This is a genomic window from Methylobacterium sp. GXF4, from assembly GCF_000272495.1.
Taxonomy (GTDB): domain Bacteria; phylum Pseudomonadota; class Alphaproteobacteria; order Rhizobiales; family Beijerinckiaceae; genus Methylobacterium; species Methylobacterium brachiatum.
Map to the genome: position 1 here is coordinate 46,774 of NZ_AKFK01000063.1, position 22,062 is coordinate 68,835.

Sequence of the window (22,062 nt, forward strand, 5' to 3'; positions counted from 1 at the left end):
AGAGCCAACGCGGCAAGGCGCGGCGATGTCCCGGCGGCCCCGATCAGCGCCGATCGGCTTCGACCTGCCCATCGGCGGCCCTGGCGGTCGGGCCAGCCACCCGATCGCGCAGATCCATGAACCATGTCGGCAACGGCGCCCGGCCGGTACCCACCACCACGGTGGCGGTCATGCCGGCCACCAGCGGCACGTCGTCGGGCTTGTGGTCAATCCGGACGCGCACCGGCACGCGCTGGGCGAGCCGCACCCAGGTATAGACCGGGTTCACGTCCGGCAGCCCCTGGGTGCTGGCGGCGGCGTTGGCCGTCGAGATGCCGAGCGTGATGCTCTCCACCGTCCCGGTCAGGTGCGACGCGTAGCCCATCAGCTTGATGTCGGCGGCGTCGCCGACATGGACATTGGCCATCTTCGTTTCCTCGAAATAGCCGTCGATCCAGAACGAATCCGTATCGACGACGCTGATGTTCGAGGTGCCGGTGCGGGCGTAATCGCCGACGCGCATCAGCAGGTTGGTCACGCGGCCGTTGACCGTGGATTTCACCTGCGTGCGCTCGAGATTGACCTTGGCCTGGCGCAGCTGCGCCTGCGCGCTCTCCAGCGACGCCTCGGCGATCTTGGCAGTGCCGGCATATTGCTGCTTCTCCTCCACCGAGGTCGAGACGGTGGTGAGCGCTTGGCGGCGGGCCGATTGCGCATTCTTGACCTGAAGGTCGGCCTCGCGATTCTTCACCTCGGCATCCGCCGACGTGACCGCGACCTCGAAATCCACCGGGTCGATGACGTAGAGCAGGTCGCCCTTGTGGACGAACTGGTTGTCCTGGACCCGCAGGTCGACGATCTGCCCGGACACCTGCGGGGCGATGTTGGCGACCTGCACGCGCACCCGGCCATCCCGGGTCCACGGCGCCACCACGTAGAAGTCCCACACGAACACGGCCGCCACGAAGGCGACGAGCAGGATCACCCCGGTGGCAGCCAGGCGAACGACCTTCGCCCTGCGGCCGCGACGCGCGGTCAGCCGCGGCGGATCGGCCTGGCTCTGCGCGTCCGTGCGGGAAGCGGCCTTGGGATCGTCCTCATCGGCGGTTGTGGCGGGCATCTAGATGAACGCAATCAGGAGGGCGAGGACACAGACGTAGATGCCGGCCTCGGCCAGCGGGGCGTTGGCGACGTAACGGCTGAAGCGAATGCGGGCGAAGAACCACCGCAGGCAGATGAGGATCCCGAAGGCGATGAGCGCATAGGCGACGAACGAGGAGATCAGCACCCCGCCGATGTGGATATCCTCGTACATGCCGGTCCCGAGCTAACCTCTAAGTCAGAAGCGTGCGATGTTGAGCCGACGCAGGAAGCGTCGATGGCGCGCGATGGTACGCGCTGCCGTCACCAGGTCGCTGGCAGCCCGCGCCGTGGTGAGCCGCACAATCCGGTCCTGCTGTGATGTAGCCCGGATGAGATCCCGCGCACCGGTCTCGAGAACGCGATCATCGCCGGCGGCCAGCCCGGCGCCGGCTCGCTGGATCGCGTCGCGCAGCGGCTCCACCGCCCAGAGCCGCCGAAGCTCGGCATGGGCCCGGGCGGCGGCCGCCTCCAGGCGGGCCAGCGCGAAGGCATGCGAGAGGCTGGCCCGGCGCACGGCGCCGCTTCCGGAGCTATAGCCAGCGAACTGGAGCAGCCGGTCGGCGTTCAGGCTCGTGCGCGTCGTCGCGTCGCCACCCTCGCCGACCAGGGCATCGGCCAGGGCGCGCTGCGCCGAATCGAGGGCATAGACGCGCTGCCGCTCGCGCGTGGTCGGCAGCACCAGGCGCACCACGATCGACAGGATGGTGGCGGCCACCACCACGAGGAACGCGTTCAGCAGGAAGCTCTGCGCATCGTAGCTCTGCGGATTGGACGGGCCGAGCAGCACCGGGAAGAACACGATCACGATGAAGCCGATGCCGAAGGTCTTCGGGTTCAGCGACAGGAAGCAGCCGAAGAAGATCACCGGCGCCATCACGATGGCGAGCATCGGGAAGCCCTGGACCCCGTCGAGGAACACGAACCGGGCGATGCCCGCGAAGGTCGCCGCCAGCGTCATGCCGATCACGACGCCGTTGGCGAATTTCTTCGGATCGGGTGTGGTGGAGGACAGAGCGGCGGTCGCGGCGACCTGCACCAGCGCGAAGGACGCCTGCGGCAGGCCGAGCGCCACGAAGGCGGCCGCCGTGATCGCGAAGCCGATCGCGACCCGCAGGGCCCCGCGCAGGGCGACCGGAAAATCCCGATGCGTCGGCAGGGTCGCGTCCCGAAGCGGCCGATGGCCGTCGGCCACCGCCCGCATGCCGTCCTGCGCGAAGGCCGCCGCACAGACCACGTCGAGGGCGCGCTGGAGGACGACGACCTCGTCGAGAGGCCGGTCGCCGTCGCGGATCGCGTCGTCGATGAGGGCGCGCAGGCGTTCGTCGTCCCGTTCGAGGGTCTCGGAATCGGGATCCTCGGTGACGCGGTGGCAGATTTGAAGCGCCTCCTCGACCGCAGGGCTGCGGGTGGGCAGGCACGCGGCCGCCGCCGCGACCGCACGGATCGCCGCCGCCAGGACGTAGAAAGCCGCGATGCAGCTGCGCGCGCCCGCGGCCCGCCAGGGCCCGTCGTCGAGTTCCCCGGCGATCGCGTTGGCGTCCGGCCGCATCGGCGCGATCGTCCGGATCAGCGCGGCGGTGCGGGACGCGCCGAGATCGCCGTTGGCGAGGGTCTCGCGCGCGTAGGCGCGCGTGTCGTCCCAGGCCTTTCGGAGCTGCGGGAGCAAGGTCCGCCACGTGCTCGGAGAGACGAGGGCATCGTTGATGAAGGTGATCACGATGATGCCCAGCACGATCACGGCGACGCGGGAGACCGCCGCGTCGAAGGTGCCCTGCGGCTCGTCGATCTGGCCCAGCGCGATGATCGCCACCGTGTAGCCCGACAGCATCGCGCCGTAGGCGCGCGTGTCCTGGAGGTATTGCGCGGTGAACACGCACAGGCCGAGCCAGGTCGTGAACGAGACCAGCAGAAGGACCCGGTCCTGTCCGAACAGCGCCATGAACACGATCGACACGGCGGCACCGATCAGCGTGCCGAGCAGGCGGTAGACGGCCTTCGAGATCGCCTGCCCGCGCTTCGGCTGCGCCAGGATCGCCACGCAGGTTGCCGCCGACGAGGCGCTGTCGAGCTGCAGCCAGAAGGCCGCAGCGAGCGCCAGCATCATGGCGATCCAGATGCGCAGGGCGAAAGCCCAGGCCGCCGGCTTGGGCACCCAGGCGTCGAGAAAGCCGAGCAGACGATCGAGAGCCGGGGCGGGGAGCGCAGGCCCGTTCGCGGCGGATGTCTCAGACATGCCGCAAGAGGCCCGTCAACGGCCAAGACCCTTGCCGATCCGCCATCTTCGCAACGGGTCCCGTTCCTGCTCGATACAAATCCAGCAACGAACGAGAAGCGCGGCGGTTCGCGTGAAAGTCAGGCTTTATCGCCGCCTTTCAAGCGCTTGTTGCAGCTGCTCCAGAATTGCGGCCATTTGGGTCCCTGCGCACTCTTCTGAGCATCGGTGAGCGCACGCCACTCGGCCCCGCACTTCTTCTGCCGCTCCCGTGCCGCGCTCTGCCCGGCGCTCGGCGCCTTCGCAGCCGGCTCCTTGGCGGCTGGCGCCTCGCTGGTGGCCGGAGCACTCGCCGGCGCCTCCTTGGCGAGGAGCGGCTGAACCATGAAGAGCGGCGCGCTCAGCACCGCGATCCGCACAAGACGGTCGATCATCGAGAATCCCCCCGGTATCGCAACGCTTCCGCACCGCAGTCTCGCCGCACGGTCGCGCTTCAGACAAGAGCGTGGCGGTTTTCGCCAACAGGTCCGGGGCTCGCTCTCCGAAACGTGAGCCGCGCTCGCGCGCCGCCCTTGAGCGCGGCCGGGAAATCGTCTTCACTGCCGGGATTGTCCGAGATCGGCGGGGGATCGCCGCGCCGCCGTGTGATCGGTCGAGGAGCAGGTAGATTATGGCAGCGGTGTCGGGGCGGCCGATCGACGTCCATACCTGGAGCACGCCGAACGGCTGGAAGATCCCGGTGATGCTCGAGGAGTGCGGACTCCCGTACCGGGTCGTCCCGGTCAATATCGGCAAGAACGAGCAGTTCGCGCCGGATTTTCTGGCCATCTCGCCGAACAACAAGATTCCGGCGATCGTCGATCCGGACGGCCCGGGCGGAGAGCCGATCACGGTGTTCGAATCGGGGGCGATCCTGCAATATCTGGGTCGCAAGACCGGCCAGTTCTACCCGACGGACGAGCGCGCCCGGGTGGCGGTGGACGAGTGGCTGTTCTGGCAGGTGGCGGGGTTCGGCCCGATGCTCGGGCAGACGCACCATTTCAAGATCTACGCGCCGGAGAAAGTGCCCTACGCCATCGAGCGCTTCACCGCCGAGGCCAACCGGCTCTACGGGGTGCTGGAGCGCCGGCTCGAAGGACGGGACTACCTGGCGGGCGCGTATTCCATCGCCGATATCGCGACGGTGACCTGGGCGAAGCTGAACTTCAAGCAGGGCGTCGACATCGCCGCCCTGCCGAACGTCGCGCGCTGGCTCGAGACCGTCTTGGCGAGGCCGGCCGTGCAGCGCGGCCTCGCGGCGATCTGAGCCTCAGTTCTTGTTGGCGGCCTGCTGGTTCACGTCCGGCACGCGCGTCCAGGTCTGGGACCCGCACAGCACCTTGAGCATGCAACCCGAGACGCTGAGCTCGGCCTCACTCTCACGCTCCAGGCTGACGGTATAAACCTTGCCTTCCTCGATGTTGTAGAGTTCGCCGGTGAACTTCTCCTCGTCGGGCTTCAGGCCATCGATGAGCTGCAGGCCGATCACCGGGCGGTTGCGCTTCTTCGGATCTGGATTCTTCAGATCCGTCTTGGCGGCGCCGTTCTCCGCGGTCGGCGCCTTGAGCCACACGACCTTGCCGCAGACGAGCTTCTGACCCGGGCCGCACCGGTCGATCCGGATCTTGGCGCGGCCATCTCCGGTGAGCCAGGTGCCGGACGGATCCTTCCCGGTATCGGCGGAGGCGGTGGAGAGGCCGGCGAGCAGCAGGGTGGCGGACAGGGCGAGGCGCATGGTTCGTCTCCGAGTTTTGGGCACCGAGGGCGCCTGAGAGGCTGACGAAATCGGCTTGCGGCGACTGAGCCGTCGCAATCAGGCGATTTTTCGGCGGTGTTGCGGCGGAGCCACGGCCACGCTTGTTTCATAGCGCGAACGCGCGCAGCTTGAGGCCCAGTAGGGCGCCCGCTATAAGCCTGCCGCCGAAGCGAAATTTTCGCGCCTGAGATGCGCCCGGCAGCCCGGCGCGCACCCTCCGCCTTTTCCACAGACAGACCGGACAGACCATGGCCACCGAGCGCACCTTCTCGATCCTCAAGCCCGATGCCACCCGGCGTAACCTGACCGGCGCCGTGAACGCGGTGATCGAGGAGGCGGGCCTGCGCATCGTCGCCCAGCGCCGCATCCGCATGACCAAGGAGCAGGCCGAGAAGTTCTACGAGGTCCACAAGGAGCGCCCGTTCTTCGGTGAACTCGTGAGCTTCATGACCTCCGGCCCCGTGGTGGTGCAGGTGCTCGAGGGCGAGAACGCCGTCGCCAAGTACCGCGAAGTCATGGGCGCCACGAACCCGGCTCAGGCCGCCGAGGGCACCATCCGCAAGCGGTTCGCCGAGTCGGTCGGCGAGAACACCGTGCATGGCTCGGACAGCGCCGAGAACGCCAAGATCGAGATCGCGCAGTTCTTCAAGGATTCCGACTTCGCCGCTTGAGGCGGATGCCGGGGTGGCGGGCCGGGCACACCGTTCCGCCATCCTGCCACGGCGCCCCCGCGGCGGGGTGAATGCCGCCCTGTGTGTCCGGTCCGCCATTGACGGATCGGCGCCCGGCGGCGTCCAACGGCCAAGGTTACTTGAACCTCAGCCCGGACCCCCAAGACCATGACGATGCGCCGCCTGCCCCTGCTGATCGCGACCGGCCTGATCGCGCTCGGCGCCACTGCCGCTCTCGCGGGCGGATCCCCGGCCCCGTTCCAGCAGTACGAGCCGGATCCGGCGCTCAAGACCGCCACGAAGGGCAATCTCGAGGGCCGCGTGCGCCACGCCTGCACGATCGTCCAGGCCCGGCTGACCAGCGCCCCCGAGGCGTCCCTGGAGCGTCCCTGCGGCTGCTACGCCAAGCAGACCCTGCGCAGCCTCGACGAGTCCGAGATCGAGGCTTACCGGGCCACCGGCTATTTCAACGATTCCGCCCGCGCCAAGGCCCTGTCGGCGCTGGACAGCTGCAAGCTGCAGCGGCCGATCTGATCATTCCGGGGCGCTGCCCCGGACCCGGCCGAAGGGACTCGTCCCTTCGGAATCCCTTTACAGGCTGAACAGGACGCCGTCCGGTGCCGCGTCGGCGATGACGACGCGGTCGCCATCCAGGCGGGCGCGGCCGCCGGCCACCAGGGCCAGCACCTCCGGATAGAGCCGGCGCTCCTGGACGATCACCCGATCGGCGAGGCTGTCCGGGTCGTCGCCCTGGCGCACCGGGATCGCGGCCTGCGCCACGATCGGCCCGGCATCGAGCTCCGGCACCACGAAATGCACCGTGCAGCCGTGGAGCCGCACGCCGGCTTCCAGCGCCTGAGCGTGCGTGTGCGTGCCCTTGAACAGGGGAAGCAGCGAAGGATGGATGTTGAGCATCCGCCCCGCCCAGCCAGCCACGAAGCCCGGCGTGAAGATCCGCATGAAGCCGGCGAGGCAGACGAGGTCGATATCGGCGGCCCGAAGCTCCGCATCGAGGGCGGCGTCGAAGCTGGCGCGATCCGGGAAGGCCTTGTGGTCGATCGCCCGGGCCGGGATCCCGGCCTCGGCCGCCCGGGCCAGGCCGGCGGCGTCCGGCCGGTTCGACAGGACCAGCACGATCTCGGCCGGGTAGGCGGGATCCTTCGCGGCCTCGATCAGCGCAACCATGTTCGAGCCGCGCCCCGAGATCAGGACCGCGACGCGAGTCTTGCCCGTGGTCGCCATCAGAGCGCGAGACGCCCGCTGAAGGTCACCGGCTCGGGCCCGCGCGCGGTGATCCGGCCGAGGCGCACCGGTGCCTCGCCGGCCCGGGTCAGGGCCTCGTCGACGTCGTCGACCGCGTCGGCGGCGGCGATCACCACCATGCCGATCCCGCAATTAAACGTCCGCAGCATCTCCGCCTCGGCGACGCCGCCCTCTCGGGCGAGCCAGCCGAACACCGGGGGCGGGGTGATGGCGTCGAGGTCGATGGCGATGCCGACATCGTCCGGCAGGACGCGGGGCAGGTTGTCCGGGAAGCCGCCGCCGGTGATGTGGGCGAGCGCGCGGATGCCGTCGGTCGCCTCCAGCGCGGCCAGCAGGGGCTTCACGTAGATCCGGGTCGGCTCCAGCAGGGCGTCGCCGAGACTGCGCGAGGGATCGAACGGCGCCGGGGCGTCCCAGCCGAGGCCGGTCTTGGCGACGATCCGGCGGACCAGCGAGAAGCCGTTGGAATGGACTCCGGAGGAGGGGAGGCCGAGCACCACATCCCCGGGGCGGATGCCGGGTTTCGGCAGCAGCGTACCGCGCTCGGCGGCGCCCACGGAGAAGCCGGCGAGGTCATAATCGGAGCCGTCGTAGAGGCCCGGCATTTCCGCGGTCTCGCCGCCGATCAGCGCGCAGCCCGCCTGCCGGCAGCCCTCGGCGATCCCGCGCACGATGTCGGCGCCGACGCCCGGCACCAGCTTGCCGGTGGCGTAGTAATCCAGGAAGAACAGCGGCTCGGCGCCCTGGACCACCAAATCGTTGACGCACATCGCCACCAGGTCGATGCCGATCGTGTCGTGCCGGCCGGTCTCGATGGCGATCTTGACCTTGGTGCCGACGCCGTCATTGGCCGCCACCAGGATCGGGTCGCGGAAGCCCGCGGCCTTCAGATCGAACAGGCCGCCGAAGCCGCCGATCTCGGCATCCGCCCCCGGCCGGCGCGTCGAGCGCACCAGCGGCTTGATCGTCTCGACCATGGCATTGCCGGCGTCGATATCGACGCCCGCTTCCGCGTAGGTCAGTCCCTGTCCGTCCTTGGCCGTCATGCCAGCGTCGTCCCGGTCATCATCGGGTTCGCCTTAGCGGCTTCCAACGCGCGGCGCGAGTCGGCAGCGTCGAGGCTTGATCGCGAGTCTTGATCGACAGATGACCGATGCCCACTCTGCGACAGGGCGTCGTAGGTTGCGTCAGGGGGCGACATCATGCGGACGCGGGCTGTGATCGGGCTGGGGGCCCTCGTCGCCCTGAGCCTCCTCGTCTACCTGCTGCGGGAGGTCATGCTGCCCTTCGTGGCCGGCATCGCGCTCGCCTACCTGCTCGATCCGCTGGCCGACCGGCTGGAGCGCCTCGGGCTCGGCCGGCTGGCGGCGAGCCTCCTGATCCTGGCGCTGTTCGTGGTCGCGCTGATCGTCTCATTGCTGATCCTGATCCCATTGACCGCCAACCAGATGGCCGCACTGGTCAACGCGCTGCCCGGCATGGTCTCGCGGCTGCAGGGAATCATCGCCGAGCGTGCCGGCCCGCTGCTGGAGCGGATCGGCGGCGACAACGTATTGACCGAGTTGCAATCCTCGGTGGGCACCCTGGCGAGCCAGGGCGGCGCCTGGTTGCTCGCCTTCCTCAAGTCGATCTGGTCCGGCAGCCAGGCCCTGATCTCGATCGCCTCGCTGCTGGTGGTGACCCCGGTGGTCGCCTTCTACATCCTGGTCGACTGGGATCGGATGATGGCCGCGCTCGATAGCTGGGTACCGCCCCGGCACCGGGCCACGGTGCGCGACCTCGCCCGGCAGATCGACGGCGCGATCACCGGCTTCGTGCGCGGCCAGACCCTGGTCTGCCTGATCCTCGGCAGCTTCTACGCGGTCGGCCTCTGGCTGGTGGGCCTCAATTTCGGGGTGCTGATCGGTTTGATCGCCGGCTTCCTGACCTTCATCCCGTATGTCGGCACGCTGACCGGCTTCCTGCTCTCGGTCGGCGTCGCGCTGGTGCAGTTCTGGCCGTCCTCCGACTGGCTCCATCTCGGTCTGACCGTGGGGGTCTTCCTCATCGGCCAGTTCCTCGAAGGCAACGTCATCGCGCCCAAGCTCGTCGGCGAATCCACCGGCCTGCATCCGGTCTGGCTGATGTTCGCGCTGCTGGCCTTCGGGACCCTGTTCGGCTTCGTCGGCCTGCTGCTGGCCGTCCCGGTGGCCGCCTCGATCGGCGTGCTCGTGCGTTTCGCCCTGGCGCGGTATCTCCAGAGCCGCCTCTACCATGCCGAGCAGCCGGTGCTGATCGACCTCAACGACGAGGCCGGCCGGACCTTGACGGCGACCGGTACCCGGTCATCCTGACCGACCCATCTGAGCAACCCATGCGCGAGAACGCCCCACCCCGGCAGCTGGCCTTCGACCTGCCGCTCGATCCTCGCTACGGCCGCGAGGACTTTCTGGTCGGGCCGGCGAACGAAGCAGCCTACGCGCTGATCGAGGCTTGGCCGGACTGGCCGGACAGCGTGCTCGTTCTGACTGGCCCGTCGGGCAGCGGCAAGAGCCATCTGGCGGCGATCTGGGCCGAGCGCGCCCATGCCTGGACCGCGTCGGCGAGTGAAGTCGGGTCGGATGCGGTCCAGCACCTCGTGTCGAATGGGGCGCTGGTGATCGAGGATATCGACCGGGATGCCGGCCGTGACGAGGCCGCCCTGTTCCACCTGCTCAACCGCGCCCGCGAGCTGGCCTGCCCGGTGCTGCTGACCAGCGCCGCCGGGATCGACGCGCTGGGGCTCGCGACGCCGGATCTGCGCTCGCGGCTGCGTCTCGCGCCCAACATCGCGATCGAGGCCCCGGACGACGCCTTGCTGCGCGCCGTCCTGGTCAAGCTGTTCGTGGACCGCCAGCTGGTGGTCGATCTCAGTGTGATCGACGCGCTGGCGTTCCGAATCGACCGCTCCCTGGGCCGGGCCAGGGACCTGGTGGCGGAGCTCGACCGGGACGCGCTCGGGCGCGGCCGGCGGATCAGCCGACCGCTGGCGCTGGCGGTGCTCCGTCGGATGGGCTTCGACGACGAGGCCGACGCGGAGGCGTAAAACGGGAAACCGGTGGCCGTCACGAAAGCGTCGTGAAAGCTACGGGTGTAGAATGCTAAACGCGCCGCGACGGGCAAGGACAGGAATCGGAATGGAATCGACGCAGAAGCCCATGGATCGCGACGCCGCCGAAGAGGCCGCGGAGCCCCGTCGGCCCGACGCGACCAATCCGCCGCAACGCCGCGCCCCCGTGAGGCGCGCCCCGGCCAGGCCTACGGCCGACCAGGGCGCAACGGCCGCGGCCGCGCCGAGCACCGCTCCCAGGACGGCGTCCACCAGGACGCCCGCTGCCAAGGCCCCATCCGCGAAGAGCGCCACGGTTTCGAACGCCGCCGCAAAATCCGCGGGTGCCGGCAGCACGGCCGCCCCGGAGGCGGGCACGACCAGCGGAACGCCCAAGGGCGCGCCGCTTGATACCGCGCCGGCGTCCCGGGCGGCGGCCCCCGCGCCGGTCGATACCGCCGACGAGTGGCCCGCTGCCGCAGCCGCCGCGCCTGCGGAACCGGCCGCGAGCGCCGCCCGCGAACCGGTGGTCGAAGCCGGGCGATCGCTGCGCCATTCGCCCGAGCGGTTCGTGAACCGCGAGCTGTCCTGGCTGCAGTTCAACCGCCGCGTGCTGGAGGAGGCCGCCAACCCGAACCATCCGCTGCTCGAGCGCCTGCGCTTCCTGTCGATCTCGGCGAACAACCTCGACGAGTTCTTCATGGTGCGGGTGGCCGGCCTGATCGACCAGGTCCGGGCCGGGCTGACTCTGCCGTCGCAGGACGGGCTCACGCCGTCCGAGCAGCTGAACCGCATCGGCATCGAGGTCTCGCGCCTCGCCGCCGATCAGCAGGCGCGCTGGCGCGAGTTGCGCGTGGAGTTGCAGGCCTCCGAGATCGAGATCGTCGAGCCCGCGGGCCTCACCTCCGAGCAGGCCGCCTGGCTGGAGGAGTATTTCCTCAACCACGTCTCGCCGGTGCTGACGCCGCTGGCGATCGACCCGGCGCACCCGTTCCCGTTCATCCCGAATCTCGGCACCACCATCGCGCTGATGCTGGTGCGGCCGCGCGACGGCCGGCTGTTGCGCGCCCTGATCCGGGTGCCCGGCGTCATCGACCGGTTCGTCCGCCTGCCCACCAGCGAGAGCGAGACCGCCGCGCGCCTGATCTCGATCGAACAGGTGATCGGCATGTTCACCGGGCGGCTGTTCCCGGGCTACCTGGTCAAGAGCAGCGGCGCGTTCCGGGTGGTGCGCGATTCGGATCTGGAGATCGAGGAGGAGGCCGAGGACCTCGTCCTGCATTTCGAGACCGCGCTGAAGCAGCGCCGCCGGGGCGTGGTGATCCGCCTGGAGGTCGAGGCCGGCATGTCGGAGGAGCTGCGCAGCTTCGTCGCCGACGAGCTGGAGATCTCCGCGGACGCGATCTTCCTGATCGAGGGCATGCTCGCCTTGAACGAGCTGTCCCAGATCGTCGGGATCGACCGGCCGGACCTGAAGTTCAAGCCGTACAACCCCCGCTTCCCCGAGCGCATCCGCGAGAGCGGCGGCGACGTGTTCGCGGCGATCCGGCAGAAGGACTTCATCGTCCACCACCCCTACGAATCGTTCGATTCGGTGGTGCAGTTCCTGGCCCAGGCGGCCCGGGACCCGAACGTGGTGGCGATCAAGCAGACGCTCTATCGCACCTCGTCGAACTCGCCGATCGTCGCCGCGCTGGCCGAGGCCGCCGAACTCGGCAAGTCGGTCACCGCGCTCGTCGAGCTGAAGGCGCGGTTCGACGAGGAGGCCAATATCCGCTGGGCGCGCAACCTGGAGAAGGCGGGCGCGCAGGTCGTGTTCGGCTTCGTCGAGCTGAAGACGCACGCCAAGCTGTCGCTGGTGGTCCGGCGCGAGGGCGACAAGCTCGTCACCTACTGCCACGTCGGCACCGGAAACTACCACCCGATCACGGCCCGCATCTACACGGACCTGTCGTTCTTCACCGCGGACCCGGCGATCGCGCGCGACGTCTCGCGGATCTTCAACTTCATCACCGGCTATGCCGAGCCGGCCGAGCTGGAGCGGATGGCGGTCTCGCCCCTGACCCTGAAGAACCGGCTGCTGGAAAACATCGAGGCGGAGGTCGCCCACGCCAAGGCGGGCCGTCCGGCCGCCATCTGGATCAAGTGCAACTCCCTGGTCGATGCGCAGATCATCGACGCGCTCTACGATGCGTCCTCCGCGGGGGTTCAGATCGACTGCGTCGTGCGCGGTATCTGCTGCCTGAGGCCGGGCATCCCCGGTCTTTCGGAGACGATCCGGGTCAAATCGATCGTCGGGCGCTTCCTGGAGCACGGGCGGATCTACGCCTTCGGCAACGGCGTCGGGCTGCCGCACCCGAAGGCCACGATCTACATCTCGTCGGCCGACCTCATGAGCCGCAACCTCGACCGCCGGGTCGAGGCGCTGTTGCCGATCACGAATCCGACCGTGCATCAGCAGGTTCTCGACCAGATCATGCTGGCCAATCTCCTGGACAACCGCCAAAGCTGGCGGCTGCTCGCATCCGGCGGCTGCGAGCGAATCCAGCCCGCGGAGGGCGAGGAGCCGTTCAACGCGCACAAGTACTTCATGACGAACCCGAGTCTTTCCGGACGCGGCAAAGCATCGAAGAAGTCGAGCCCCCGGGCGTTGAGCCGCCGGGCGCAGCGTGGCTAAGTGCCCCGGCGCATGCGCAGACAATTCGACAGGTTTCGCAAGCGGGTTGTGCAGTTCTGCGTGCGAACTCTGCGCCCGGGCAGAAAGCCGGGCGGGCGTAACGTTGCCCTGCTGGTGCCATTGGGCTTAGAGCAGTCGGCGTCGCCAAGGACAGCGGCGCGGTCGAAGGCACTTCGTATCATCGACTTGGAGCCGAGTTCGGTGGCAACATCGCCGAGCACAGCTCTGGATTGCACCCGTGGCCCGCCGGTCCGGCCGGCCGCGCTCCATCAAGGACTCGGACGTTTGGGCAGCCCTCGCGCCAACCTCACCCTCGCGCATTCTGCGGACAGGCCCTCGCGCGACCCGCAGCCGCCGGTGGCGATCATCGATATCGGCTCCAACTCGGTTCGGCTCGTCGCCTATGACGGCCTGAGCCGCGCGCCGACGCCGCTCTATAACGAGAAGGTGCTGTGCGGCCTGGGCCGCAACGTCCTGACCACCGGCCGGCTCAACGAGGATGCGGTCAACCGCGCGCTGACCGCCCTCGGGCGGTTCCGGGTGCTGTGCGAGACGATGCGGGTCGGACGGGTGTTCGTGCTGGCGACCGCGGCGGCCCGCGATGCCGAGAACGGACCCGATTTCCTGCGCGCGGCCGAGGCGGCCTGCGGCCAGGAGATCCAGCTGCTGTCCGGCCGGCGCGAGGCGGAGCTCTCCGCGATGGGCGTGATCTCGGGCTTCCACGCACCGAACGGGGTCGTGGGTGACATGGGCGGCGGCTCCCTCGAACTGGTGGACGTGCGCGGCACCGTGGTCGGTCAGGGCGTGACCATGCCGCTCGGCGGCCTCGCCCTGCAGGATCTGTCCGGAGGGTCGATCAAGAAGGCGGCGAAGATCGTGCGCGAGCACATGCGCAAGGCCGAGCCGCAGCTCGAGACCCTGCGCGGACGCACCTTCTACGCGGTCGGGGGCACATGGCGGGCGCTCGCGCGCCTGCATCAGGCCGCCCGCGGCTATCCCGTCCATGTGATGCACGGCTACGCGGTGGAACCCACCGACGAGATGAGCTTCCTGCAGATCGTCGAGGAGACCGACGTCGCGATGTTGCAGGATGTCGACGCGATCTCGGAGGCGCGTCGCCCGCTCCTGGCCTACGGCGCCGTCGTCCTCGAAGAGATCATCCGGGTCGGACGGCCCCGGGAGATCGCGATCTCGGCCTCCGGGGTCCGGGAGGGGCTGTTATTCGAGCAGCTCGACCGCGATTCCCGACTGATCGATCCGCTCCTCGCCTCGGCTGCGGAATTCAACGCCTTGCGCGCCCGCTCGCCCCGCCACGGGGAAGAGCTGGTGGCGTGGACGGACCGGTTCGTGGCGACGCTGGACGGGCCGGAGACTGCGGATGAGCGGCGCCTGCGCCATGCGGGCTGCCTGCTCTCAGATGTCGGCTGGCGGGCCCATCCCGATTATCGCGACGAGCAGAGCATCGCGGCGATCCAGAACGCCGCCTTCGTCGGGGTCGATCATCCCGGACGGGCCTATCTCGCCCTCTCGGTGTCGCTGCGGCACAGCGGGCTGGCGCCGGAAAAGGCCAACCCAATTCTCCGTTCCATCGCTGGCCCGCGCCTGTTCGAACGGGCGCGCCTCCTCGGCGCGCTGCTGCGCGTCGCGTTCCCGATCTCCGCCGGCATGGACGGCGCGCTCATCCGGGCACCGCTCCTCATCGAGGAGGGCCGAGTCACGCTGCGGATACCCCAGGATTGGGCCGCCCTCGCCAGCGACCGCCTGCTGAACCGCGTCCGCGGTCTCGGCCGTGTGGTCGGACTGGACGGCAGGATCGAGATCGGCGGCACCGCCGGCTGATCGTTTCGCGGCCGACGGGCGCCACCCGAGCGAGTGGCCCGGGACGCATCGCTGCCCGTCCCGATCCGGATCTGTGATGTCGCGCGACTACGCCGGAGCGGTCGGCTTTCCGCTTCCCGGTCGTAGGACCCGGTGCACGCCTTCGGCTGCTGCCATCCCGTCCGCGTTGCGCATGGCGCTCGAAGATTCTGGATCGGCGCACTGTTGCGGTGGAACGTCCGCCGCCGGTGACCGGCCACTTGCGACGACTTCAAACCACATGAGCGCCCGGAGAAACAACTTAAGATTAAAAATATTTTCTTCGAGATCGATATTTCAGCAGAAACGCCTCCAACAATATGAAACATCAGAGATCATTATAGATCGGAACGAGGGTAGTTGCTTCACTGGCAGAGTCTGTCATTTAGGATCTCGCAGACGTTGCTGTAGTCAGATGCGTGGAAATCGAGACTAAGGTATCAAATCTTCGCGAGGCCCTGCGCGGCCACCGGAGTTTGACCATGCACTGGCTCGGACGTGTCTCGATCAAAACGCTGCTCTGCCTGGTGATCGGTGCTTTGGCATTGATGTTACTGGGCTACACGACAACGGCACTCCTTCAAGCCCGGGAACAAGCCAGGCAGGCCGACCGGGCCGTCACCCTGGCCCAGGCGAGCCGGCGCCTGCTCAAGACGATCCTGCCGCTGCGTCTCGAGCGCGGCTCGACCCTTGCGCTGAGCAGCGCGGAACCCGCCGGCCCGGAGACGCTGGCCTTGATCGCGACGAACCGGCAGGCCTCGGTCTCGAGCTTCGACCAGGCACAAATCCTGTTGCGTCAACAGGACGTCCCGGCGGTCACCGCGACGTTGACGCGGCTGAACGCGACGTACGAGTCCCTGAACGCCTTGCGCCCCCGCATCGACGCGGCCCTGCGTCTTCCGAAGGCGCAGCGTGACGCGACGCTGCTGCCCGCGACGCTGTCCGCGTTCCAGGATCTGCTCGACGCGCTGACCGTCACGACGGACGCCGTCGATAGCGCCATCCCGCGTTCGGATACGATCCTGCAACGCTACCTCGCCCTGAAGCGTGCAGCCTGGGCGACGCGCGTCGCGATCGGCAACGTCGCCCTGCGAATCCAGGCCTCGCTGGCGGCGGGAACGTCGTGGACCCTCCCCGAGACCGTCGCCGCCGCCGAAGAGCGCGCCCGGTTGCAGACCGCCTGGGCCAGTACGAGCGAGGCCGCAACGGAAGTCTCGGAGACGGTCCGCGCCGCCTTCCGGAAGGCCATTGTCGAGAATTTCGAGAGCGAGGCCGCCTCAAAGTCGAAGGCGGTGTTCGACGCGCTCAGCACCGGGACGACGCCAAGCGAGACGTTCGAGAAATTCCGGGAACGGAACACGAGCGCGCAACCGTCCATCGTCCATCTCGCCTATGCAGCGCTCGACGAGATGGTGGCCCGGGCCGAGAGCCTTGCGGACGAGGCGCGCGGCGTCCTGACCCGGAATGTGGCCGCGTTGGCGGCCGTCATCGTGCTGGTCGGTCTTGGCCTGCTCGCCGTCTTCGGCGGTGTCCTGCGGCCGATCCGGACGATCTCGGCGACGATGCGGATCCTCGCCGAGGGCGATGCGAGCGTGGAAGTCCCGGTCGGCCTTTATCGGAACGAGTTCGGCCCCATGGCGGCGGCCGTGCAGGTTTTCAAGGACAACCTGATCCGCAACCGGCAGCTCGAAGCGGAAGCGACGCAGGCCCGCGTCGCGGCCGAGGCGCAGCGCAAGGCGGGGATGCACCAGATGGCCGAAGCCTTCGAGCGGGCGGTCGGCGGTATCATCGCCCAGGTCTCGGCCGCGGCTGCCGAATTGCAATCCACGGCCCAAACCCTGACGGCGACCGCGACCCAGACCGCGGACCAGTCGAGCACGGTGGCGGCTGCGGCCGAACAGGCGGCGAACAACGTCAACACGGTGGCGGCCGCCTCGGATGAACTCGGCTCGTCGGTTCAGGAGATCGGCCGCCAGGTCGATGGAGCCGCCAAGCTGGCCCAGGGCGCGGTCGCCGAGGCGGGGCAGACCGGTGCGATGGTGCAGGAGCTGACCAACGCCGTGTCGCGGATCGGTGACGTGGTCGGGCTGATCTCGTCGATCGCCGGCCAAACCAATCTGCTCGCGCTCAACGCGACCATCGAGGCGGCCAGGGCTGGCGAGGCCGGGCGCGGCTTCGCGGTGGTGGCGTCGGAGGTGAAGGCGCTGGCCGAACAGACCGCGAAGGCGACCCAAGAGATCGCGGCCCAGATCGCCCAGGTTCAGGCGTCCACGGGCCAGGCGGTCACGGCGATCGGTTCGATCACGACGCGCATTCAGGAGATCAGCTCTGTGGCGACCACGATCGCCGCGGCGGTGGAGGAGCAGGGCGCAGCCACGCAAGAGATCGTCCGCAACGTCGGAGAGGCGGCGCAGGGGACCGGCTCGGTCACCCACAACATCACCGGCGTCGCCGAAGCCGCGGATCAGACTGGCAAGGCGACGAGCCAAGTGCTCGATGCCGCCACCGAACTATCCCAGCAATCCGAGCACCTCAGTGCCGAGGTCGCCCGTTTCCTCGACACCGTCCGGGCGGCCTGAGCCGACCATGTTGACCGATCCCGGCGGTACAGGCCGCCGGGATCGAGGCGATCACGTCACTCGGAGATCATGCCGACGCCGCTTTCGCCGCTGGGCAGCGGCGCCGGCTCGGACTGCGCCTCGACCACGGCCGCGGCCGTGACGTTGACGATGCCCCGGGCGGTGACCGACGGCGTCAGGATGTGGGCGGGCTTGGCCGGGCCGATCAGCAGCGGCCCCACCGGAAGCGCGTCCGCCAGCACCTTGGCGAACTGGAACGCGATGTTGGCCGCATCGAGGTTCGGGAAGATCAGGACGTTGGCCGCCCCCTTGAGCCGCGAGCCGGGCAGCACCCGGTCGCGGACCAGCTCGGAGAGGGCCGAATCCGCCTGCATCTCACCATCGACCATCAGGTCGGGGTCGCGGGCCTGCAGCAGCGCCAGCGCCTCCCGCATCTTCATCGCCGAGGGCGAGTCCGACTGGCCGAAATCCGAGTGGCTGAGCAGGGCGATCTTCGGCGTCAGGCCGAAGCGGCTGACATGGCCGGCGCAGGCCTGGGCGACCTCGGCGATCTCTTCCGCCGTCGGATTCTGCCGGACATGGGTGTCGGCCAGGAAGTAGGCGCCCTCGCTGGTGACGATCAGGCTCATGGCGGCGCACTGGGCGATGCCCGGCGCCAGGCCGATCACGTCGCGGATGATCCGCAGCCGGGTCTCGAACCGGCCCTCCAGGCCGCAGATCAGCGCGTCGGCCTCGCCGCGCCGGACCGCGATGGCGCCGATCACGGTGTTGTTGGTGCGCACCAGGGTGCGGGCCGCATCCGGGGTGATGCCGCGCCGGCCGGCGACATCCAGGTAGGTCTGGACATAGGCCCGGTAGCGGGGATCGTCCTCGGGATCGATCAGCTCGAAATCGCGGCCCTCCTGGATCGACAGGCCGAAGCGCTTGAGCCGCGACTCCACCACCCGCGGGCGGCCGACCAGGATCGGCAGCGCGACCTTGTCCTCGACGATGGCCTGGACGGCGCGCAGCACGCGCTCATCCTCGCCCTCGGCGTAGATCACGCGCTTCGGCTGGGCCTTCGCCTTGGAGAAAAGCGGCTTCATGATGAGGCCGGACCGGTGCACGAACCGGTCGAGGCTCTCGACATAGGCGTTGAAATCCGCGAGCGGCCGGCCGGCCACACCGGACTCCATCGCGGCCTTGGCCACCGCCGGGGCGATGCGCACGATCAGGCGCGGGTCGAACGGGCTCGGGATCAAGGATTCGGGACCGAACGGCCGGGCCTCGCCGCCATAGGCGCGAGCGACCACGTCGGAGGGGGTCTCGCGGGCGAGCGCCGCGATCGCCTTCACGGCGGCGCGCTTCATCTCCTCGTTGATGCTGGTCGCGCCGACATCGAGCGCCCCGCGGAAGATGTAGGGGAAGCACAGGACGTTGTTGACCTGGTTCGGGAAGTCCGACCGGCCGGTGCAGATCATCGCGTCGGGACGCTTCTGCTGGGCCAGATCCGGCATGATCTCCGGATAGGGGTTGGCCAGCGCCATGATCAGCGGCTTCTCGGCCATCTTCTCCAGGAGCTCGGGTTTCAGGACGCCGCCGGCCGAGAGGCCGATGAACACGTCCGCGCCCGGGATCACGTCGGCGAGCGTGCGCGCTTCGGTCTCCTGGGCGTAGACGTCCTTCCAGCGGTCCATCAGCTCGGGGCGGCCCTTGTAGACCACACCCTTGATGTCGGTGACGGTGATGTTCTCGCGGGTCGCGCCGAGGGAGACCAACAGGTTGAGGCAGGCGAGCGCCGCCGCGCCGGCGCCCGACGTGACGATGCGAACGTCGGAGAGAGTCTTGCCGGCAAGCTCCAGCGCATTGAGGACCGCAGCCGCGACGATGATCGCGGTCCCGTGCTGGTCGTCGTGGAAGACCGGGATGTTCATCCGGGCCCGGCACTGCTCCTCGACCTCGAAGCACTCCGGCGCCTTGATGTCCTCGAGGTTGATGCCGCCGAAGGTCGGCTCGAGGGCGCAGACCACGTCGACGAGCTTGGACACGTCCTTCTGGTCGACCTCGATATCAAAGACGTCGATCCCGGCGAATTTCTTGAACAGGACCGCCTTGCCCTCCATCACGGGCTTGGAGGCGAGCGGGCCGATATCGCCCAGGCCCAGCACCGCTGTGCCGTTGGTGAGCACCGCCACCAGGTTCTGGCGGATCGTCAGTTCGGCAGCCTGCTGCGGATCGTCGTGGATCGCCATGCAGGCGACGCCGACGCCGGGCGTGTAGGCCAGCGCCAGGTCCCGCTGGTTGCCGAGCGGCTTGGTCGCCTGGATCTCCAGCTTTCCGGGCTGCGGCAGGCGGTGGTAGACGAGCGCCCCGGCCTTGAGGTCCTCGGACATGTTATCGGCCATCGCGCACCTTCCAGCTCGCCTGCTTTCCCGGAGACGACGCGGTCGCAAACCGCGCCGGATCCCATCGTGAGGGGTCTGTTGCACCGGCTGCGCAGGGGGCGCAACCCGCATAACGAGACCCGGATCCACCTCGCCGCGCTGGCGAGGACCTACGGTTTCTCCATAGGCTCTTATTCGTACGGGCGTCCAAAAGTGCGCTTCCCGGAGAGCGGGCGGCGCCTGACGATCGGCCGCTATTGTTCCATCGCCGACAAGGTCGAGATCCTGCTCGGCGGCGACCACCGTCTCGACTGGGCCTCGACCTACCCGTTCGCGGCGATGCGCGGGCTGTTCCCGGATGCAGGCGCCCCGGAGGATTACCATGCGTCGCGCGGCGACGTGGTGATCGGGCACGATGTCTGGCTCGGCTCCGGCTGCATGATCCTGTCCGGCGTGACCGTCGGGCACGGCGCCGTGGTGGCGGCCCGGGCGGTGGTGACCCGGGACGTGCCGGCCTACGCGGTGGTCGCCGGCAACCCGGCCCGGGTGGTGCGCCGCCGCTTCGACGAGGCCACCGTGGCGGCACTCGTGGAGACGGCTTGGTGGGACTTGCCGCACCCGGAGGTGACGCGGCTGGTGCCGCTGCTGCAAAGCGGGCGGATCGCCGAGCTGCTCGCGGCGTTGCGCGCCGGCGCGGATTCCCGTACCGGCGAGCCATCCTCCCCGCCGGATGCCTGCGGGGCCGCACACGAAACCGACCCGAGATCCGGACGATGACCGACACGCCTCCCGACCGCCTGGCCGCGAACCCAAACAGCCCGTTCTACGACGAGAAGATGCTGGAGCGCGGCGTCGGCGTGCGGTTCAAGGGCGTCGATAAGACCAACGTCGAGGAATATTGCGTCAGCGAGGGCTGGGTCCGCCTCTCGGCCGGCAAGACCCTCGACCGGGCCGGCAACCCGATGACCGTGAAGCTGAAAGGCACCGTCGAGCCCTATTTCCGCGAGCCCGAGACCGGCGAGGCTTGAGACACCCTATGCTTCACAACTCCAGGGGGAACGGGGTCGGCTCCCAGTAACGCTCCAATTCCGTACGCTGGACGTTGGCGGCCTCCCAGCCGTGCAGGATGCGCGCGAGAGCCGGCCGGTCGCCGGCGTGCAAGGGCTCGGCGACCGCATCGAGCTGCTCCCGCAACCAGCGCTGCCGCGGGACCGGATGACCCGGCAAGTTCCGATGCCAGAGATCCTGCTCCTGCCAGATCGTGCGGGCGGCATCGAGTTCACCCATCGCGATATGGACGAGCATCAGATCTTCGGGTGCTTCGTGCAGCGGACCGTATGTCTCGGGCGGGAGGGTCGCGTAGGATTCCACTGTCTCGTAGTATGACAGTTTTGGCATCGCCGTCGTCTCGATGGCTTCGATAAGGTCGGAGACCATCGTCGGATCGGACCAATGCCAGAACCTATCCGCCGACGTATCTGGCCGACTCAGATTTTCGTAAATGGTCCCTAGCGCAAGATAGTGAAATATTCTGTAGACGAAGAGTGGTGTCACCGACCATCTTGGCCAACAGCAGTTCGCATCTGAGGATCGTTCTACGAAGATACCGCAAGCTAAATGATGGACGGGCGTTTTGCATAAAAAGCGCATGCTCGTCATTTTATAGTTCGGATGACGTTTGATCAGATCTCGATAGATCGGATTGACTTGACGCGCGTTTGTCATAGCTTCGGTTTTATCATAATCATAACATACCTATAGCCTGGACCGAAACGTTTCTGAACGGCGCTTATGATATCGATTGCACGGGTAGGCCTCAAGTCGGCATTCCCCGTTTTGTGGTCGTAGACGCACACTGTTGAAAGCTGAGTTCGCTCCAGTAAGTCGAGGCGCAAAGAACCTTTTGCGCCAGAATTTTGATCAACGCCCGTTGCTGGATCGTATGACGTCTCTGCAACGAAATTTGGATCTTTCCGACCATTGACGTTCTCGGCGATCCGCGCGTGAACCTTATTTCCGAAGTCCTGCGCGGCCCTGAAATCATCGGACGCTCGCACCTCAGCTGCGACCGAATCGGCAAGAGCCTGCACCTCCCGGTTCCGCGGGCAAATCTGGTCCAGCTCGGTCTGCCCCACTGCACCCACCCATATGGCCCGCTCATCATATGCGTCCCCTGGGATGTACTCACTCGCAGGCGCTGCGAACACGGCTTTACGACCGTCGCCACCCCGCCCAGCGAGCACCGAGAGGGCGTTCCTGCCGCCTCCAGGGTCCGCGAGATCCGCTGCCCCAGCTTGCCTGGCAGGCCCCGCGCCGGTTGGCTGAACGCCCCCGACTCGGCGCCGTCCGCGGTCAGCGTGCTCCGACCCAGGATCTCACCGGTCTCGCCAACGCGGATGGTCTGGGTCAGGCCAGAGGTCTCGAACACCGTGCGCGTTCCGTCGGGCGCGGTGACG

At 68.3% G+C, this 22,062-nt stretch carries 20 protein-coding genes; 10 read left to right on the top strand and 10 right to left on the bottom strand.

Annotated features, from left to right (window positions below):
- Positions 1-43 precede the first annotated feature (43 nt).
- The 4 genes from WYO_RS16065 to WYO_RS16080 form a co-directional block, all read right to left on the bottom strand.
- A complete protein-coding gene (locus WYO_RS16065; RefSeq protein ID WP_007564352.1) occupies positions 44-1,099 on the bottom strand; it encodes an HlyD family secretion protein in 1,056 nt (351 codons plus the stop codon).
- Entirely contained in the window at positions 1,100-1,294 is a 195-nt protein-coding gene (locus tag WYO_RS16070) for a DUF1656 domain-containing protein (RefSeq protein ID WP_007564354.1), read from the bottom strand. It abuts the gene before it with no gap.
- Positions 1,295-1,318: 24 nt separating this feature from the next.
- The gene (locus tag WYO_RS16075; protein WP_007564356.1) at positions 1,319-3,355 is read right to left on the bottom strand and encodes an FUSC family protein; all 2,037 of its coding nucleotides are present in this window, start codon (positions 3,353-3,355) and stop codon (positions 1,319-1,321) included.
- Between the two features lie 119 nt (positions 3,356-3,474).
- Entirely contained in the window at positions 3,475-3,768 is a 294-nt protein-coding gene (locus tag WYO_RS16080) for a hypothetical protein (protein ID WP_007564358.1), read from the bottom strand.
- A gap of 236 nt (positions 3,769-4,004) precedes the next feature.
- Here WYO_RS16080 and WYO_RS16085 point away from each other — a divergent pair, with 236 nt between their 5' ends.
- Complete coding sequence (locus tag WYO_RS16085; RefSeq protein WP_007564360.1) at positions 4,005-4,640, top strand: glutathione S-transferase N-terminal domain-containing protein; 636 nt, start codon at positions 4,005-4,007, stop codon at positions 4,638-4,640.
- Positions 4,641-4,643: 3 nt separating this feature from the next.
- Here WYO_RS16085 and WYO_RS16090 read toward each other — a convergent pair whose 3' ends face one another.
- On the bottom strand, positions 4,644-5,108 hold the full coding sequence (locus WYO_RS16090) for a DUF2147 domain-containing protein (RefSeq protein ID WP_007564362.1): 465 nt from the start codon (positions 5,106-5,108) through the stop codon (positions 4,644-4,646).
- Positions 5,109-5,377: 269 nt separating this feature from the next.
- On the opposite strand from WYO_RS16090, the gene ndk reads away from it, so the two are divergent.
- The gene (ndk, locus tag WYO_RS16095) at positions 5,378-5,800 is read left to right on the top strand and encodes a nucleoside-diphosphate kinase (protein WP_007564364.1); all 423 of its coding nucleotides are present in this window, start codon (positions 5,378-5,380) and stop codon (positions 5,798-5,800) included.
- A gap of 168 nt (positions 5,801-5,968) precedes the next feature.
- Positions 5,969-6,334: a hypothetical protein gene (locus WYO_RS16100; RefSeq protein ID WP_007564365.1), complete on the top strand. Its 366-nt coding sequence runs from the start codon at positions 5,969-5,971 to the stop codon at positions 6,332-6,334.
- Between the two features lie 57 nt (positions 6,335-6,391).
- Here the strand turns inward: WYO_RS16100 and purN are convergent, their stop codons facing one another.
- Together purN and purM are read right to left on the bottom strand one after the other, a co-directional pair.
- Positions 6,392-7,042 (bottom strand): phosphoribosylglycinamide formyltransferase, encoded by a 651-nt coding sequence (gene purN / locus WYO_RS16105; RefSeq protein WP_007564367.1) that lies wholly within the window; start codon positions 7,040-7,042, stop codon positions 6,392-6,394.
- Positions 7,042-8,109, bottom strand: a complete 1,068-nt coding sequence (gene purM / locus WYO_RS16110; protein WP_007564369.1) for a phosphoribosylformylglycinamidine cyclo-ligase — start codon at positions 8,107-8,109, stop codon at positions 7,042-7,044. Before purM ends, purN begins: the two co-directional genes overlap by 1 nt.
- Before the next feature lie 156 nt (positions 8,110-8,265).
- Here purM and WYO_RS16115 point away from each other — a divergent pair, with 156 nt between their 5' ends.
- The 5 genes from WYO_RS16115 to WYO_RS16135 all read left to right on the top strand — a co-directional run bounded on the left by WYO_RS16115 (position 8,266) and on the right by WYO_RS16135 (position 17,243).
- Positions 8,266-9,396 (top strand): AI-2E family transporter, encoded by a 1,131-nt coding sequence (locus WYO_RS16115; protein ID WP_007564372.1) that lies wholly within the window; start codon positions 8,266-8,268, stop codon positions 9,394-9,396.
- Between the two features lie 20 nt (positions 9,397-9,416).
- Positions 9,417-10,127, top strand: a complete 711-nt coding sequence (locus tag WYO_RS16120) for a hypothetical protein (RefSeq protein WP_007564375.1) — start codon at positions 9,417-9,419, stop codon at positions 10,125-10,127.
- 91 nt (positions 10,128-10,218) lie between these two features.
- A complete protein-coding gene (locus tag WYO_RS16125) occupies positions 10,219-12,807 on the top strand; it encodes an RNA degradosome polyphosphate kinase (RefSeq protein ID WP_007564377.1) in 2,589 nt (862 codons plus the stop codon).
- A gap of 285 nt (positions 12,808-13,092) precedes the next feature.
- A complete protein-coding gene (ppx, locus tag WYO_RS16130; RefSeq protein ID WP_007564379.1) occupies positions 13,093-14,646 on the top strand; it encodes an exopolyphosphatase in 1,554 nt (517 codons plus the stop codon).
- A 500-nt stretch (positions 14,647-15,146) separates the two neighbouring features.
- A complete protein-coding gene (locus WYO_RS16135) occupies positions 15,147-17,243 on the top strand; it encodes a HAMP domain-containing methyl-accepting chemotaxis protein (protein ID WP_007564382.1) in 2,097 nt (698 codons plus the stop codon).
- 56 nt (positions 17,244-17,299) lie between these two features.
- Here WYO_RS16135 and WYO_RS16140 read toward each other — a convergent pair whose 3' ends face one another.
- Complete coding sequence (locus tag WYO_RS16140; RefSeq protein ID WP_007564384.1) at positions 17,300-19,627, bottom strand: NADP-dependent malic enzyme; 2,328 nt, start codon at positions 19,625-19,627, stop codon at positions 17,300-17,302.
- Positions 19,628-19,705: 78 nt separating this feature from the next.
- Here WYO_RS16140 and WYO_RS16145 point away from each other — a divergent pair, with 78 nt between their 5' ends.
- Together WYO_RS16145 and WYO_RS16150 are read left to right on the top strand one after the other, a co-directional pair.
- The gene (locus WYO_RS16145; RefSeq protein WP_007564386.1) at positions 19,706-20,383 is read left to right on the top strand and encodes a CatB-related O-acetyltransferase; all 678 of its coding nucleotides are present in this window, start codon (positions 19,706-19,708) and stop codon (positions 20,381-20,383) included.
- Positions 20,380-20,634: a DUF3297 family protein gene (locus WYO_RS16150; protein WP_007564388.1), complete on the top strand. Its 255-nt coding sequence runs from the start codon at positions 20,380-20,382 to the stop codon at positions 20,632-20,634. The genes WYO_RS16145 and WYO_RS16150 overlap by 4 nt, the downstream gene beginning before the upstream one ends.
- A gap of 13 nt (positions 20,635-20,647) precedes the next feature.
- Here WYO_RS16150 and WYO_RS16155 read toward each other — a convergent pair whose 3' ends face one another.
- Both WYO_RS16155 and WYO_RS30970 read right to left on the bottom strand, forming a co-directional pair.
- Complete coding sequence (locus WYO_RS16155) at positions 20,648-21,043, bottom strand: hypothetical protein (protein WP_007564390.1); 396 nt, start codon at positions 21,041-21,043, stop codon at positions 20,648-20,650.
- Positions 21,044-21,327: 284 nt separating this feature from the next.
- Positions 21,328-21,696 carry a hypothetical protein gene (locus tag WYO_RS30970; protein WP_128755018.1) on the bottom strand — a complete coding sequence of 123 codons (369 nt, stop codon included), beginning with the start codon at positions 21,694-21,696 and terminating at the stop codon, positions 21,328-21,330.
- Between the last annotated feature and the right edge of the window lie 366 nt (positions 21,697-22,062).